The 15007-nt window shown below is 73.2% G+C and carries 14 protein-coding genes; 5 read left to right on the top strand and 9 right to left on the bottom strand.

Translation table 11 applies throughout. The features are described 5' to 3' along the window. Positions 1 to 115: 115 nt before the first annotated feature. Positions 116 to 3049, top strand: a complete 2934-nt coding sequence (locus AC07FT_RS27810) for a glycoside hydrolase family 2 TIM barrel-domain containing protein (RefSeq protein WP_479178589.1) — start codon at positions 116 to 118, stop codon at positions 3047 to 3049. A gap of 66 nt (positions 3050 to 3115) precedes the next feature. On the opposite strand, the gene AC07FT_RS27805 is transcribed toward AC07FT_RS27810, so the two are convergent. From AC07FT_RS27805 to AC07FT_RS27785, 5 genes are all read right to left on the bottom strand, one after another. After that, entirely contained in the window at positions 3116 to 3571 is a 456-nt protein-coding gene (locus AC07FT_RS27805) for a peroxiredoxin (RefSeq protein WP_479178588.1), read from the bottom strand. A gap of 28 nt (positions 3572 to 3599) precedes the next feature. Next, positions 3600 to 4457, bottom strand: a complete 858-nt coding sequence (locus AC07FT_RS27800) for a glycoside hydrolase family 16 protein (protein WP_479178586.1) — start codon at positions 4455 to 4457, stop codon at positions 3600 to 3602. Between the two features lie 128 nt (positions 4458 to 4585). Beyond that, positions 4586 to 5809, bottom strand: coding sequence for an ROK family protein (locus AC07FT_RS27795; RefSeq protein ID WP_479178585.1), 1224 nt, complete (start codon positions 5807 to 5809; stop codon positions 4586 to 4588). A gap of 128 nt (positions 5810 to 5937) precedes the next feature. Further along, positions 5938 to 7227: an ROK family transcriptional regulator gene (locus AC07FT_RS27790; protein WP_479178583.1), complete on the bottom strand. Its 1290-nt coding sequence runs from the start codon at positions 7225 to 7227 to the stop codon at positions 5938 to 5940. A 101-nt stretch (positions 7228 to 7328) separates the two neighbouring features. Beyond that, a complete protein-coding gene (locus tag AC07FT_RS27785) occupies positions 7329 to 7742 on the bottom strand; it encodes an ankyrin repeat domain-containing protein (protein ID WP_471206609.1) in 414 nt (137 codons plus the stop codon). A 229-nt stretch (positions 7743 to 7971) separates the two neighbouring features. Between AC07FT_RS27785 and AC07FT_RS27780 the strand changes: the two genes are divergently transcribed. After that, complete coding sequence (locus AC07FT_RS27780; protein ID WP_254741884.1) at positions 7972 to 8166, top strand: hypothetical protein; 195 nt, start codon at positions 7972 to 7974, stop codon at positions 8164 to 8166. A 1-nt stretch (position 8167) separates the two neighbouring features. Next, complete coding sequence (locus AC07FT_RS27775; protein ID WP_479178581.1) at positions 8168 to 9814, top strand: hypothetical protein; 1647 nt, start codon at positions 8168 to 8170, stop codon at positions 9812 to 9814. 35 nt (positions 9815 to 9849) lie between these two features. Here the strand turns inward: AC07FT_RS27775 and AC07FT_RS27770 are convergent, their stop codons facing one another. Next, positions 9850 to 11373, bottom strand: coding sequence for an SCO1417 family PLP biosynthesis transcription factor (locus tag AC07FT_RS27770; protein WP_479178580.1), 1524 nt, complete (start codon positions 11371 to 11373; stop codon positions 9850 to 9852). Between the two features lie 142 nt (positions 11374 to 11515). Here AC07FT_RS27770 and yczE point away from each other — a divergent pair, with 142 nt between their 5' ends. Together yczE and AC07FT_RS27760 are read left to right on the top strand one after the other, a co-directional pair. Continuing rightward, entirely contained in the window at positions 11516 to 12196 is a 681-nt protein-coding gene (gene yczE, locus AC07FT_RS27765; RefSeq protein WP_471206615.1) for a membrane protein YczE, read from the top strand. 261 nt (positions 12197 to 12457) lie between these two features. After that, positions 12458 to 12832: an RNA polymerase-binding protein RbpA gene (locus AC07FT_RS27760; RefSeq protein ID WP_254741893.1), complete on the top strand. Its 375-nt coding sequence runs from the start codon at positions 12458 to 12460 to the stop codon at positions 12830 to 12832. A 122-nt stretch (positions 12833 to 12954) separates the two neighbouring features. On the opposite strand, the gene fxsA is transcribed toward AC07FT_RS27760, so the two are convergent. The 3 genes from fxsA to AC07FT_RS27745 all read right to left on the bottom strand — a co-directional run bounded on the left by fxsA (position 12955) and on the right by AC07FT_RS27745 (position 15005). Continuing rightward, a complete protein-coding gene (fxsA, locus tag AC07FT_RS27755; RefSeq protein ID WP_479178578.1) occupies positions 12955 to 13584 on the bottom strand; it encodes an FxsA family membrane protein in 630 nt (209 codons plus the stop codon). A 220-nt stretch (positions 13585 to 13804) separates the two neighbouring features. Continuing rightward, the gene (locus tag AC07FT_RS27750) at positions 13805 to 13996 is read right to left on the bottom strand and encodes a Rho termination factor N-terminal domain-containing protein (protein ID WP_254741898.1); all 192 of its coding nucleotides are present in this window, start codon (positions 13994 to 13996) and stop codon (positions 13805 to 13807) included. Between the two features lie 85 nt (positions 13997 to 14081). Continuing rightward, positions 14082 to 15005, bottom strand: a complete 924-nt coding sequence (locus tag AC07FT_RS27745) for a polyprenol monophosphomannose synthase (protein ID WP_479178577.1) — start codon at positions 15003 to 15005, stop codon at positions 14082 to 14084. Positions 15006 to 15007: the final 2 nt, after the last annotated feature.

Genomic DNA, 15007 nt, shown 5'->3' with positions numbered 1-15007 from the left:
CGAAGGAGTCCGCCCCCTGACGTCCCGGCCTCGCCGCCGGGCTGCTCCATCCCCACCCATGTGCTCGACCAGCGCGGCCACGACCGGCCCGACCGAACGCTGACCGAGGAGAAGGATGAGCTCCACGCAGCACACATCACACGCACCCGCACCCCTTCCGTACTACGAGGACATCTCCCCCGGCAGCGGGGGACTGCCGCCCCGCGCCTGGTCCGCCGAGACCGACGCGGCGCGGCTGAGCCTTGACGGCACCTGGGCCTTCCGGCTGTCCCCGACGGCCACCGCCGAGGACGACTCCTTCGCCCGCCCCGGCTACGACGCCTCGGGGTGGGCCGGGATCCCGGTGCCCGCGCACTGGGTGCTGCACGGCCACGGCGCGCCCATCTACACCAATCACCGCTATCCGTTCCCGGTGGACCCGCCGCGGGTCCCCACCGAGAACCCCACCGGTGACCATCTGCGCCTCTTCGACCTGCCCCCGGGCTGGCCGGACGGCGGCGACGCGGTGCTGCGGTTCGAGGGCGTCGATTCCTGTGCCCGGGTCTGGCTCAACGGTGAGGAGCTGGGCACGTTCAAGGGCAGCCGGCTGCCGCAGGAGTTCGCCGTCGGCGGGCTGCTGCTGCCGCGCGGCAACGTGCTGGCGGTCCGCGTGCACCAGTGGTCCTCCGGCAGCTATCTGGAGGACCAGGACCAGTGGTGGCTGCCGGGGATCTTCCGCGAGGTCACCCTGGAACACCGCCCGGAGGGCTGTCTGGAGGACTACTTCGTGCACGCCTCCTACGACCACGTACGGGGCGAGGGCACCCTGCGGATCGACGCCGATCCCGGTGGCCGGGTCACCGTGCCCGAACTGGGCCTGGACCTGGCCACCGGGGAGAGCGCCACGGTGCCGGTGGAGCCGTGGACGGCGGAGACCCCCCGGCTGTACGACGCGTGGCTGACCACCGTCGGCGAGAGCGTTCCGCTGCGGGTCGGCTTCCGCACCATCGTGGTCGAGGGCGGACTGCTGAAGGTCAACGGCAGGCGGGTGCTGTTCCGCGGGGTCAACCGGCACGAGTTCCACCCGGAGTCCGGCCGCACGCTGGACCCGGAGACCATGCGCGCCGATCTGACGCTGATGAAACAGCACAACGTCAACGCCGTGCGCACCAGCCACTATCCGCCGCATCCGGCCTTCCTCGGGCTCTGTGACGAGCTGGGGCTGTGGGTCGTCGACGAATGCGATCTGGAGACCCACGGCTTCGTCGAACAGGACTGGCGGGACAACCCGGTGGACGACGCCCGCTGGACCCCGGCACTGCTCGACCGGGCCGCCCGGATGGTCGAGCGCGACAAGAACCACCCGTCGATCGTGATGTGGTCGCTGGGGAACGAGTGCGGCACCGGTCGCGGGCTGTCCGCCATGGCCGACTGGATCCGGGAGCGCGATCCGTCGCGGGTGATCCACTACGAGGGCGATCCGTCCTGCGCCGACACCGACGTCTACTCGCGGATGTACGCGCCGCACGACGAGGTCGAGCGGATCGGACGGCGCGCGGAGCCGCCGTGGGGCGATCCGGAGCTGGACGCCAGGCGCCGGCGGCTGCCGTTCATCCAGTGCGAGTACGCGCACGCGATGGGCAACGGGCCGGGTGGACTCACCGAGTACCAGCGGTCGTTCGAGACCCATGAGCGCTGCCAGGGCGGTTTCGTCTGGGAGTGGATCGACCACGGTCTGGCCCGGCGCACCGCCGACGGCACGCCCTGGTTCGCCTACGGCGGGGACTTCGGCGAGGAGCTGCACGACGGGAACTTCGTCTGCGACGGTCTGGTCTTCCCCGACCGCACCCCCTCACCGGGGCTGACCGAGTACAAGAAGGTCATCGAGCCGGTCCGGATCGGTGGCGACGGTGTCGAGGGCACGGTGCGGATCGCCAACCACCATGACTTCGCCGATCTGTCCCATCTGGTCTTCGCCTGGCGTTACGAGGCCGAGGGCGAGGTGGTGGCGTCCGGCGAGCTGGCGGTGCCCCCGATCGGCCCGGGACTGGCCGCCGACCTCAAGCTGCCGGTGCCGCCCGAGACCGCGCCCGGCCAGGAGACCCGGTGGACCGTGGAGGCGCGGCTGGCCGCCACCACGGTGTGGGCCCCGGCGGGCCATCCGGTGGCGTGGGGCCAGCTCCCCGCCCGGGTGCGGACCGAGCCCCCGCACACCGACGCACCGGTGGAGGCGCCCCGCCGCGCCGCGCGGCGGATCACCCTCGGACCGGGCACCTTCGACGCCGCCACCGGTGAGCTCACCGCGCTCGGCCCGCTCGCGGTCACCGGGCCGCGGCTGGATGTGTGGCGGGCGCCCACCGACAACGACAACGGCGCCTCCTGGCAGCCCGATGAGCGGTACGGGCTGATCTGGCGGGAGCTGGGGCTGCACCGGATGAGGCACCGGGTGGACGCGGTGGAGCCGGACGGCACCGGGCTCACGGTGCGGACGAGGGTGGCGGCCGCGGCCACCGATCTGGCCCTGGAGACGGTCTGCCGCTGGACCGCCGCCGGGGACCGGCTGCGGCTCGCGGTGTCCGTCGTACCGCGCGGCACCTGGCCCTGTCCGCTGCCGCGGCTCGGTCTGCGGCTGGGTGTTCCGGCCTCGCTCGGCCACGCCGAGTGGTTCGGCGGCGGCCCCGGCGAGGGATATCCGGACACCCGGACCGCGTCCCGCCTGGGGCGCTGGGCGCTGTCGGTCGACGCGATGCAGACGCCGTACGTCCGGCCGCAGGAGAACGGGGCGCGGCCGGACGTCCGCTGGGCGCGGCTGTCCGCTCCCGACGGGCGGGGGGTGCGGATCGAGGGCGCCCCGCCGTTCTGGTTCACCGCGCGCCGCTGGACCAGTGAGCAGTTGGACGCCGCCGCGCACACCACGGACCTGGTGCCGTCGCCGGACACGGTGTGGGTCAACCTCGACCACGGTCAGCAGGGCATCGGCAGTCTGTCGTGCGGGCCCGGAGTGCTGGAGCCGTACCGCCTCCCGGTCGCACCGGCCGCGTTCACCTTCGTCTTCTCCCCGTCGGGATGAGACACCGACGGGCGGGCCGCCCTCAGCGGCCCGCCCGTGGGCCTTCCGTGTGCGCGGCCGGCGGGGTCAGCCCGCCGCGTTGCGCAGCGCCTCCAGCGCCTTGTCGGCGTGGACCGTCATCCGGAACTCGCTCTTGACGATCTCCAGCACCCGGCGGTCGGTACCGATCACGAAGGTGACCCGCTTGGTCGGTACCGCCGCCAGTCCGCGTTTGACGCCGAACCGCTCCCGTACGGTGCCCTCCGGGTCGGAGAGCAGCGGATAGCCGAAGGAGTGACGGCCGGCGAACTCCGCCTGCCGCTCCACGGAGTCGGCACTGATGCCCACCGGCTGTGCCCCCACGGCCCTGAACTCCGCCGCGATGTCGCGGAAGTGGCACGCCTCCTTGGTGCAGCCGGGGGTCATGGCCGCCGGGTAGAAGAAGAGCACCACCGGTCCGTCCGCGAGCAGTCCGCTCAGCGTCCGGACCGTACCGGTCTCGTCGGGAAGTTCGAAGTCCTCGACCACATCACCGATGTCCATGGGAGCACGCTACTCGGCCCCTTGCGGATCAGCTGCCACCGGTCACCTTGACGTAGTCGACGACGAGCACCTGCGGGAAGGCGGTGCTGCCGTCCGGGTCACCGGGCCAGTAGCCGCCTACGGCCAGGTTGAGGATGAGGTGGAAGGGGTGGTCGAACACCCAGCGGTTGCCGCCGAGATCGGCTGGGGTGCGCGTCTGGTAGACCTGCCCGTCCACCGACCAAGTGATCTTGTTCGGGGACCAGTCGACGGCGAAGGTGTGGAAGGCGTCGGCGAACGCGGCGCCGCCCGGCAGGGTGTAACCGGCGCCGATACCGCCGGAGCCGGAGTAGCCCGGGCCGTGGAGGGTGCCGTGTACGGTGCCCGGTTCGAAGCCGACGTTCTCCATCACGTCGATCTCACCGCAGTCGGGCCAGCCCGCGCTGCCGATGTCGGTGCCCAGCATCCAGAACGCGGGCCACATGCCCTGGCCGCGCGGGACCTTCAGCCGGGTCTCCACGTGGCCGTAGGCGGTGGTGAAGGTGCGGGCGGTGGACAGCCGGGCGGAGGTGTACTCGCACCGGCCGTACCAGCAGGCGTAGTCGGCGGGGTTCTCCTTGCGCGCGGTGATGACCAGGTTTCCCTGGCCGTCCAGCGCCGCGTTCCCGGTCCCGGCGGTGTAGTACTGCCGCTCGTGGTTGTTGACGTTGTCGCCGGTCTCGTGGCTCCAGCGGGAGCCGTCGACGGCGCTGCCCGCCGGGCCGTCGAAGTTCTCGGTGAACGTGGCGGCGGCGGTCCGGCCGCCACCGTCCTGCCCCGCGGCGGCCGGGGCGGTGGACCAGGAGACGGCGGCGAGGGCGGTGGCCGAGAGCAGGCCGATCACGGTGGTGCGCAGGGTCCTTCGCATGGAACCGTGGTGCCTTCCTGTGGGGGGTGGACCGGGCGTCGCCGGTCCGCGGGGGAAGGTGCTGCGGCCGGTGCGGTCACGGCCGGTGGAACATCGGTGGGGAGCGGTCGCGGGGGCCGAACGGGCCGTCAGGGAACGGGGGTCCGCGGCGGACGCGCGCCGTCGGCGAGGAACCGGCACACCGGGAGGGTCGCGGCGCCGAGCGCCACTCCGTCCGGTCCCGGCGTGCCGAGTTCGATGGCGGTGTGGGCGTAGGGGCGCCGCAGGGCGTGCGCGGCCACCGACTCCCGGATCCGGGGCAGCATCCGGGCGCCGAACCGCAGTCCGGCCCAGCCGCCGAGGACGATGCGCTCCGGGTTGAAGAGGTTGACCAGATTGGCGATCCCGGCGCCGAGGTACACCGCGGCCTCCTCCAGGACGCGCTGGGCCGCGGGTGAGGTGTCGGCCGCGGTCAGCAGCGCGCCGAACGCGGACTCCTCGTCCTCCCCCGGGACCGGACGGCCGCGCCGGGCCTGGCGGAAGCGCTCCAGGACCGCTCCGGCCCCCACGTACGCCTCGAGACAGCCGCGCGCACCGCACCGGCAACGGCGGCCCCCGGCCTGGACGGTGGTGTGGCCCCACTCCCCCGCGCTGCTGGTCGCGCCGCGGTAGGGGGACCCGCCCGTCACGATGCTCGCGCCGACACCCGAGCCGATCAGCGCGACCACCACATGCCGGGCGCCGCGCGCGGCGCCGAACCACAGCTCGGCCCGGCCCATCGCGCCGGCGCCGTTGTCGATGAACAGCGGCAGCGCCGTACCCGCGCGCAGCAGCCGCTCCAGCGGCACCGCGTCCCAGCCGAAGCTCTGGCCGTGGACGAGTGTCTCGGCCCCGCGCTCCACCGCGCCCGAGATGCCGACACCGACGCCGAGGATCGCCGACGGCGGCACCCCGGCGGCGCCGATGACGGTGTCGAGCCCGGCCAGGACATGGCCGACAACGCTGTCGGGATCATGCTGTCCGGTGGACAGCGGATGGTCGGCGGCGGCGAGCCGGTTCAGCCCCAGGTCGAACAGCGCGACGCGCACCCGGGTTTCCCCGATGTCGACGCCGACGACGTACCGGTGCGCGCGGACGAGCCGCAGCGGCGCCGGGCCCGGCCGGTCCGTCTCCGGCTCGATGAGGACGCCCTCCAGGAGCAGTTCATCGACGGCGGCGTCCACCACGGTGGCGTCAAGGCCCGTACGCAGGGTGAGTTGCCGCCTGCTGAGCGGGGAGTCGGAGTACAACGCCCACAGGACCGGGGAGCGTGCGCCGTGCCGCTGGTCGCGCCCAACGGTGAGCGGGTGGGGCTGGGCTGTCTGGGCCGTCATACATCACCTCCCGGGAAGACATAATGTCCAGCCGGGTTTACGCCATGTCAACAGGTCTGGACCTTCTTGGTTCAAAGAACTTGAGACGGCGCTGTCCCCAACTCCCGTGAAAAGGACAGGAGTCGAACTCACCGGAGAGATCCGGAGGGCACCGGAACCTCACGCCCGGGGCCCCCGGTGCCGAGGAACCGGGCCAGCGGAAGGGTGGCCGCACCCAGGGCCACCGCGTCCGGCCCGAGCGCGGCCGGGGTGATCTCGGTCCGGGCCAGTGGACGGCGCAGCGCGTAGCGGGCGGTGGCCTCCCGGACCACCGGCAGGGCGTGACGGGCCAGCAGCAGTCCGGCCCAGCCGCCGAGGATGATCCGCTCGGGGTTGAAGAGGTTGACCAGGTCGGCGATGCCCGCGCCGAGGTAGGCCGCGGTCTCCTCCACGACCTCGCGCGCCCGGGGGTCGGCCCCGTCGGCGGCCGCCCGCAGCAGCGCGGCGAACGCGTCCTGCTGCCCGGCGGCGGAGACCGGGCCGGGTCCGGCGGGCCCGCACCCGTCCAGGGAGCCCCCGCACGGCGCGATGCCCCCGCCGTGCCGGGTCCGGTAGCGGTCCAGTACCGCCTGCGCCCCGATGTACGCCTCCAGACAGCCGACCGCGCCGCACCGGCAGGTGCGTCCGCCGACCTGGACGACGGTGTGGCCCCACTCCCCCGCGCTGCTGGTCGCGCCGCGGTAGGGGGACCCGCCGGTCACGATGCTCGCGCCGACACCCGAGCCGATCAGCGCGATCACGGCGGTGTCCGCGCCCCGTCCGGCCCCGAACCACATCTCGGCCTGGCCCTGTGCGCTGGCGCCGTTGTCGATGAACAGCGGCAGCGGCGTGCCCGCGCGCAGCAGCCGCTCCAGCGGCACCGCGTCCCAGCCGGATGTCTGGCCGTGGACGACGGCCTCGGGATCCCGCTCGACGATGCCGGGAACCCCCACCCCCACACCGATGACCGCCTCGGCCGCCACGTCCCCCTTGGCCAGCACCATGTCCAGTCCGGTCAGGATGTGTTCGACGACCGCCCCGGCTTCCGGGCGGCCGGGGCGCAGCGGGTGCTCCCATCGGGCGAGTTCGGTCAACGCGAGGTCGAACAGCGCCACCCGGACGTGGGTTTCACCGATGTCTGCCCCGATGAGGTGGCCACTGCCGGGGGCCACCCGCAGCAGCGTCCGGGGGCGGCCGCCGTCGGAGCCGACCGAACCGGCGTCCTCGGCCAGCCCGTCGGCGAACAGCTCGGCGACCACACTGCTGACCGAGCCCGCGCTGAGCCCGGTGAGCTCTCCCAGTTCCTGGCGGCTCACCGGCCCCTGGAAGTACAGCGTGCGCAGCAGTGTCGAGCGGTTACCGCGCCGCAGATCGCGTACGGTGCGCCGGTTTTCGGCCATAAGGCTCCTTCCCCCGGCCCGAATCTACCGGCCCCGAGCCCCGCGCCACAGCCTCCGGCGACCGCTTCGCCCACCCCCTGAACGAAGCGCTCCGCGCGGGGCTACTCGGCTTCCGGCGTCCCGAACAGGGTGAGCAGGTCCTGCCGTCCGAACATCCGCGCCGTCTCGACCGCCGAGGGCGACCCGGCCCGCGGATCGGCGCCGCCGGCCAGCAGCACCCGCAGCACCTCCTCCTCACCCTTGAAGGCGGCTCCGGCGATGGGGGTCTGACCCCGTTCATTGACGCGATTGGGGTCCGCACCCCGCTCCAGCAGGGCCGATACGGCCGCCGGGTGGCCGTAGTAGGCGGCCAGCATGAGCAGCGAATCACCCTTGTCGTTGGTGAGGTTGGCCGGAACACCCGCGTCCACGTAGGCGGCGAGGGTGTCGGTGTCACCGCGCCGGGCCAGGTCGAAGACCTTGGCGGCCAGCTGGAGCACCTCCGGGTCGTGGGCGGGCTCGTTCGGTTCGCTCATGGCGTCTCGCCTCCGGCTCGGCTTCCGGCTCGTCCCGCCAGGTGATCACTTCTCCGCGATCACGTCCACCCCAGGGCGGGTGGGACCCCCGCACCGGGCCGCCCCCATCACACACCCATTGTGATGATTACACCGATAATCCACCCATTTGCACCTTTCCCTAGATGGATACATGCTGTGAGCCTGGAACAACTCATGGTGACCGTCCCCCACCAGCCAGGAGCCCGTGATGATCCTCTCCATTTCCGGTGTCGTACTGCTCGGCATCGTCGTCTTCGTGTTCTTCCGCAAGGACGGCCTCAAGGGGTCCCACGCGATCGTCTGCGCCCTCTTCGGCTTCTACCTGGCGAGCACCGCGATCGCCCCGAGCATCAAGGCGGGCGGCGCGAGCCTGGCCAGCCTGCTGGGCGGAATCAAGATCTGACGTGGCACGACTCCCCCGCCTCCGGCTCGGCAGCGCCCCGGACCCCCTGCTGCGCGGCCGCGACTTCGCCCGAACGGCGGCCGACAGCGCCGCCGATGTGCTCCACCCGCTGATCGCGCTCACCCGGGGGCTGCGCGTGATGGCCGCCTCGGGGCGGCGGATGTGGGGGGAGCTGCCGGGCGAACGCCGCGGCCCGGCGCTCTTCCTCGCGGCCTGCGGGGTGTTCGTCGTCTTCCTGCTGCCCTACGGGCCGCTGGTGGCGGGGGTCTGCCTGATAGGAGCGGCGTGCTGGGCGGGCCGGGAGCGTGCCGCCGCCGCTCCGGACGGTCCCGGACCGGACGGAACCGAGCGGCTGCGCACGCTCTACGAGGCGCTCGTGCCCTACTTCTCGACCGCCGAGGACCCCAGTCCGCTGTACGTCCACGGCGGGGAGTGGTCGGACGCCTTCGAGTCCTACGCGTTCGACGAGGGCGGCCGGCTGACCAAGCTGCACCTGCGCTATCCGGCGTACTTCACCGACGGTGAGCCCTCCTCCCGGGCACGGATCGAACAGCTGCTGCACGCCAAGTCCGGACGCGGCCGGGAGTACCTCTTCGCCTGGGACGAGGAGGCGAACCGGCTCACCCTGACAGTGCTGCCCCCGCTGTCCACCGCGATCTGCGCCCAGCGCTTCGTCACCACCCCCGGTGAGACCGTGCTCGGCTTCACCGACACCTCCTCCGTCCAGCGCACCCTGCCGGTGCTCGAGGGCGGTGAAGGCCCCGAGGGCGGCGCCGCGGAGCCGCCCGGGAACGGGTCGCGGCCGGGAGGCGGCCGGGACGAGGCGGCCGAGGAGCCCGCCACCCGCGATGTCCCGCCGGTGGTCTGGCGCACCGGACCGCGCTCCACCGAGCCGCATCTGCTGGCCCTCGGCCAGCCCGGCAGCGGCACCACGACCCTGCTGCGCTCCATCGCCCTCCAGGCGCTGCACCACGGGGACGTCCTGGTGGTGGACGGCAGCGGCACCAGCGAGTACGCGTGTCTGGCCGGACGGGCCGGAGTGCTGGCGGTGGAGTGCGGACTGGCCGGGACGCTGGCGACGCTGGAGTGGGCGGGGCACGAGACCGAGCGGCGGCTGATCGCCGCCAACCGCGCGCGGCAGCTGGGCCATCCGCTGCCGGACGACATCCAGCGCCCGCTGTGGATCCTGCTGGACCGCCCGTCGGTGCTCAGCCACCTGGCCGCCGCCGACGGCCGCCCCGATCCGCAGGAGCTGCTGGCCGTACCGCTGCGGCACGGCCGGGCGGCGAACGTACGGGTGGTGGTCGCGGACCAGCTCGACGCCGCGGACGGGCTCACCGAGGCGGTGCGGACCCACACCCGGGCCCGGGTGGTGCTGGGCCCGGCCTCCTTCGACCAGGCGGCGGCCGTCCTCGGCGCGCCGCCGCACACCACCCCGACCCCGGAGATGCCCGCGGGCCGCGGTTACGCCCGGCTGGGCACCGGACCGGTGCACCGGCTCCAGGTGCCCGCCACCCCGGATCCGTACGACGACGCGACCAGCGAGGCACAGCGGCAGGCGGTGCTCAGACTGCTGCCGCGGCCGGAGGGCGGCCCGGCCGGACAGCCGGCGGAACCGCCCTGCGCCTCGGCCCCGTCCGGCGCCTGAGCGCCCCTCGCCCGCCCGCGCGGAGGGGCGCGGGCTCAGGCGACGTAGGTGCGCGGGGCCTCGGCCTCGGTGACCGCGCCGGTGGCGACCAGTTCGGCCGCGGCGGCCAGCCGGGTGGCGGCCTGGTCGGCGACGGCGCCGCCCACGGTGAACGGCAGCCGCACATAGCCCTCGAAGGCCCCGTCCACCCCGAAGCGCGGTCCGGACGGCACCCGCACCCCCAGCCGCGCACCCGCCTCGGCGATCCGCGATCCGGAGAGGCCGCCGGTGCGCACCCACAGGGTGAGCCCGCCGTGCGGCACGGTGAACTCCCAGTCGGGGAGGTGGCGGCGCAGCGCGCCCACCAGCGCGTCGCGGTGGCCGCGTGCGAGCTCACGGCGTATCGCGACGGCCTCCTCCCAGCCGCCGGTGTTCAGCAGCCAGGCCACCGCGAGCTGTTCGATGACGGGGGTGCCCAGGTCGGCGTAGGCGCGGGCGGCGACGAGACTGCGGATCACCTCGGGCGCCGCGCGCACCCAGCCGATGCGCAGTCCGGCCCAGAAGCTCTTGCTCGCCGAGCCGACGGTGATCACGGTGCTGCCCGCCGGATCGAAGGAACACAGCGGAGGCGGCAGTTCCACGTCCTCGTCGAGCCGGAGTTCGGCCATCGACTCATCGGCGACCAGGACGGTGCCGGCCGACCGGGCGGCATCCACGAGCCGGCGGCGCTGCTCCTCGGAGGCGAGCGCGCCGGTGGGGTTGTGGAAGTCGGCCATGACATAGGCCATCCGGGGCGCGGCGGCGCTCAGCACCTGGCGCCAGGACGGGAAGTCCCAGCCGCCGAGCCGGTCGGCCATCGCGACGGGGACCAGCCGGGTGCCCGCCTCGCGCATCAGCTGGAGGATGTTGGCGTAACTGGGCGATTCGACGGCGACGCGCTCACCGGGGCGCACCAGCAGCCGCGAGGCGGCGGCCACCGCGCCCATCGCGCCGGTGGTGACCATGATCTGCTCGGGCATGGTCGGGATGCCGCGCGCGGTGTAGCGGTCGGCGAGCGCCTGGCGCAGGGCGGGCAGCCCGGCGGGGTAGTCGCCGTGGGTGTGGGCGTACGGCGGGAGGTCGTCCAGCGCACCGCGCATGGCGCGGGTGAGCCAGGGCTCGGGGGCGGGCAGCGCGGCGCAGCCGAGGTCGATCACCGAGGCGGCGTCCTCGGGCGGCAGCGGGTCCAGCCCCCGGGTGGGCAGCGGGCTCCCGGCGGGCATGGCGGTCCAGCTCCCGGCGCCGCGCCGGGACTCCAGGAACCCCTCACCGCGCAGCGCCTCGTAGGCGGCGGCCACCGTGGTGCGGCTGACCGCGAGGGCGGCGGCGAGTTCCCGTTCGGCGGGCAGCCGGGCGGCGACCGGAACCCGGCCCTCCAGAATCAGCAGCCGCACTCCGTCGGCCAGGGCGCGGTACGCGGGCACCCGGCGGCCGCCGTTCAGTGAGGCCACCGCGCCTTCGGGAGTACGGTCGCGGGTGTGCTGTGATCCGAGCAGCCGCGCCAGCTGCGGTGCCCCCACCGCGGAGGTCCACGGACTCATCGAATGCGGTCCACCTTTCACGGATTGGCCATGGAACTGGACTGGTCCCGGGGGACAGAGTGACATGCCACCGCCCATCACCACCAGGGCACCCGGGCCACGAGGCCGTGAGGCCGATCAGAACAGGAAGCAGGAGGGCACGTTGTCCGCAGATCCGTCGGGGGGATCCCGCCGCCTCGCCCGCCGCCTCGCCCAGCTCTACGTCGGACTCACGCTGTTCGGCGCCTCCATGGCCCTGCAACTGCGGGCCACCCTCGGTCTCGACCCCTGGGACGTCCTCAACCAGGGCATCACCAAGCGCGTCCCGCTCTCGTTCGGCACGGTGACCATGATCGTGGGCGCCGTCGTACTGCTGCTGTGGATACCGCTGCGGCAGCGGCCGGGCCTGGGCACGGTGTCCAATGTGCTGGTGGTGGGACCGGCGGCGGACGCCACCTTGTGGCTGGTACCGGCCCCCGAGGCGCTTGCGGTGCGGATCCCGCTGCTGGTCTTCTCGATCGTGCTGTGCGGCGCGGCCACCGGGCTGTACATCTCGGCGCGCTTCGGGCCGGGGCCGCGGGACGGACTGATGACCGGACTGCACCGGCGCACCGGCCGCTCGATCCGTCTGGTGCGCACCGGGATCGAGGTGACGGTGCTGGTGACGGGGTACTTCCTGGGCGGGTCCGTGGGCGCCGGAACCGTGCTCTTTGCGCTGGCCATCGGGCCGCTGTCACAGTTCTTCCTGCGCCTCTTCGCGATCCCCACCGCCGCCGGGGAGGGCTCGGACGTGGTCGCACGGGGCGGCACCGAGGGCCGGATCCCGGACAGAACGGGGACCTGATTTCGAGCTCGGGGCAGTGGAGCGGTAGTGTACGCCCTTGGCCTACCAGGCGGACCGTTACTGCGCGCTAAAGTACCAGAAACGCTGGGTGACATCTGCTGCCAGATGTGACAAACCGGGCGCCTGTGGGTAGAACAACGGGGCGGCACGACGGGCGACGCATGTCCCAACACGGGAATCTTCACCGCCGACCGGACGTTGACCGGATGACGACGACAGCGACACCTGTCCTGTGGGCGACAAGCCCGGGAGGCACGATTCATGAGTGAGCGAGCTCTCCGCGGCACGCGACTCGTGGTGACCAGCTACGAGACCGACCGCGGCATCGATCTGGCCCCGCGCCAGGCGGTGGAGTACGCATGCCAGAACGGACATCGATTCGAGATGCCGTTCTCGGTTGAGGCGGAGATCCCGCCGGAGTGGGAGTGCAAGGCGTGCGGCGCCATGGCACTCCTGGTGGACGGCGACGGTCCTGAGGAGAAGAAGGGCAAGCCCGCGCGCACGCACTGGGACATGCTCATGGAGCGGCGCACCCGCGAGGAGCTGGAGGAGGTGCTGGCCGAGCGGCTGGCGGTCCTGCGCTCCGGCGCCATGAACATCGCCGTGCATCCGCGGGACAACCGCAAGTCCGCCTGACCGCGGACCCGAGAGAGCACTGACACACGAGGGCCGGGGCCACCGCCGAGCGGTGGCCCCGGCCCTCGTGCGTCCCGATCCGTGCGTCCTGGTCTCCCCCGGCCCCGGCCCCGGGCCGCGGGTCAGTCGCGGTGCGCCGAGCGCGGACCGTCCTCGTCGCCCCGGACCTCGCCCCGGACGGTGCCCCCGCCGTCGCCACGGCCTGCGGCGCGCTCATCGTCGCGGATCACCTCACCCTGGATGACGTGACCGCCCTCGCCCTGCCCCATACCGTGCCCGCCGCCCTCCCGGGCCTGGCGGAACGGATCGCCGGGCGCCCCCGGGACGTATCCCATCCGGCGCGACAGCGCCCCCTCTGCACGGCGCCGCAGCAGCGCCCGGGTCGGCGGGAACAGACACACCAGAGCGGCCGCATCGGAGATCAGCCCCGGCATCATCAGCAGCAGCCCGCCCAGCATGGTGAACGAGGAGCCGGGCCGGGCCGCGGGCTTCGAGGCATCGGCGCCCGGCTGCATGGACCGGGTCAGGCTCTGCCAGGCCCGGCGTCCGCCGCGCTTGACCACGGCCGCGCCCACCACCACACCCGCCACCAGCAGCAGGAAGACGGTGAGCCCGCCGGTGGCGTGCGCCACCACGGTCAGCAGCCAGATCTCCAGCACCAGCCAGGCGGCGATCCCCAGCGGTACGAAGGTGCGGGCGCGCGAGCGCTTCGGGCGGGTCGGGTCGCTCTGCTGCGGTGCGCCGGTCGTCATGCCCCCAGTGTGCCCGGACGCCGCGGGGGCACGGACCCCGGGGCGGCGGATTCCTCCCGGATCGCGGGGAAGGTCCCGGCGGACCACCACGGCCGTGGCCCGGGAGGACCCGGCCCGCCCGACACCGGCCCCGGCCCCGGCCCCGAACATGAGTGGTCCCCTGCCCCCCGCCCCTCCCACGGGCGGGGGGCAGGGGCAGGGGAACCGCCCGCGGCCGGTGTCAGCGGTGCCGCAGTGCCGAGATGAGCTCGCTCTTCGACATCTGCGACCTGCCCTCGATACCGGCCTTCTTGGCCTTGCGGTAGAGCTCTTCCTTGGTCTGTGACTCCATCGTGCCGCCCTTGGCGCCCCGGCGGGGCATCGACGTCCGGCGCGATGAGCTCTTGCTGCTCTTCATGGTCGTTTTAGGCATGTTCCGCCTCCTTCCGCCTCAAGTCTCGGGGACGGAACGGCCGGATGCCCGTGGGACTACTCCGAGCGGTAAACGCGGGCTGTGACTAGGCGTTCTTACGGCCCAGCAGCTTGTTGACCCGGCTGCTCACGCCCCAGGTCATCACCCGCCAGGCGGCCTCGGTGACGATGTCACGGCTCATCTTGCTCTCGCCGCGCTCGCGTTCGATGAAGGTCACCGGGACCTCGATGACGTGGAAACCCGCCTTGACGGCGCGCCAGGCCAGATCGATCTGGAAGCAGTAGCCCTGGGAGGCGACGGCCTCCATGCCCAGGCCCTCCAGGGTCTCCTTGCGGAAGGCGCGGAACCCGGCCGTCATGTCCCGGATCGGGACATCGAGCAGCAGCCGGGAGTAGGTGCTGCCGCCGCGGGAGATGAACTCACGGGACTTGGGCCAGTTGACGATCCGTCCGCCCGGTACCCAGCGGGAGCCGATGACCAGGTCGGCGCCCTTGAGTGCGGTCAGCAGCCGGGGCAGTTCCTCGGGCTGGTGGGAGCCGTCGGCGTCCATCTCCACCAGGACGCCGTAGCCGTGCTCGATACCCCAGCGGAACCCGGCCAGATAGGCGGCGCCGAGCCCCTCCTTGCCCTTGCGGTGCAGCACCCGCACATGGTCGTCCTCGACCGCGAGCTCATCGGCGACCTTGCCGGTGCCGTCGGGGCTGTTGTCGTCGGCGACGAGGATGTGCGCGTCCGGCACGGACTCCCGGACCCGGGCGACGATGGGCTTGATGTTCTCCGCCTCGTTGTAGGTCGGAATGATCACCAAGATGCTGCCGAGCGGGCCGTACTTGCGGCGGCCGCCGTCGTCCTGGGTGGTGCGGCTCGCTTCCGCGGCCGCGTCCCCCTCGCCCGGCCGCTCCCCGGCCGCGTCGACCGGCCCTTCCGCCCCGGTGCGCGGTCCGTCGGCCTCGGTGCGCGGCTCGTCGGCCTTGTTCTGCGGCTCGTCGGCCTCGCGTGCGTCGCTCACGG

This window comes from Streptomyces sp. NPDC045899, from assembly GCF_056431485.1.
The sequence above is the reverse complement of the archived record's forward strand: the minus strand, read 5'-3'. Positions and strand labels throughout refer to the sequence as shown.

Bases quoted from the DNA above. Each gene is read 5' to 3' on its own strand.
- fxsA (WP_479178578.1), bottom strand. From the start codon at position 13,584: ATGACGACCGGCGCACCGCAGCAGAGCGACCCGACCCGCCCGAAGCGC.
- AC07FT_RS27800 (WP_479178586.1), bottom strand. From the start codon at position 4,457: ATGCGAAGGACCCTGCGCACCACCGTGATCGGCCTGCTCTCGGCCACC.
- AC07FT_RS27760 (WP_254741893.1), top strand. From the start codon at position 12,458: ATGAGTGAGCGAGCTCTCCGCGGCACGCGACTCGTGGTGACCAGCTAC.
- AC07FT_RS27810 (WP_479178589.1), top strand. From the start codon at position 116: ATGAGCTCCACGCAGCACACATCACACGCACCCGCACCCCTTCCGTAC.
- AC07FT_RS27750 (WP_254741898.1), bottom strand. From the start codon at position 13,996: ATGCCTAAAACGACCATGAAGAGCAGCAAGAGCTCATCGCGCCGGACG.
- AC07FT_RS27795 (WP_479178585.1), bottom strand. From the start codon at position 5,809: ATGACGGCCCAGACAGCCCAGCCCCACCCGCTCACCGTTGGGCGCGAC.
- AC07FT_RS27785 (WP_471206609.1), bottom strand. From the start codon at position 7,742: ATGAGCGAACCGAACGAGCCCGCCCACGACCCGGAGGTGCTCCAGCTG.
- AC07FT_RS27805 (WP_479178588.1), bottom strand. From the start codon at position 3,571: ATGGACATCGGTGATGTGGTCGAGGACTTCGAACTTCCCGACGAGACC.
- AC07FT_RS27780 (WP_254741884.1), top strand. From the start codon at position 7,972: ATGATCCTCTCCATTTCCGGTGTCGTACTGCTCGGCATCGTCGTCTTC.
- AC07FT_RS27770 (WP_479178580.1), bottom strand. From the start codon at position 11,373: ATGAGTCCGTGGACCTCCGCGGTGGGGGCACCGCAGCTGGCGCGGCTG.
- AC07FT_RS27790 (WP_479178583.1), bottom strand. From the start codon at position 7,227: ATGGCCGAAAACCGGCGCACCGTACGCGATCTGCGGCGCGGTAACCGC.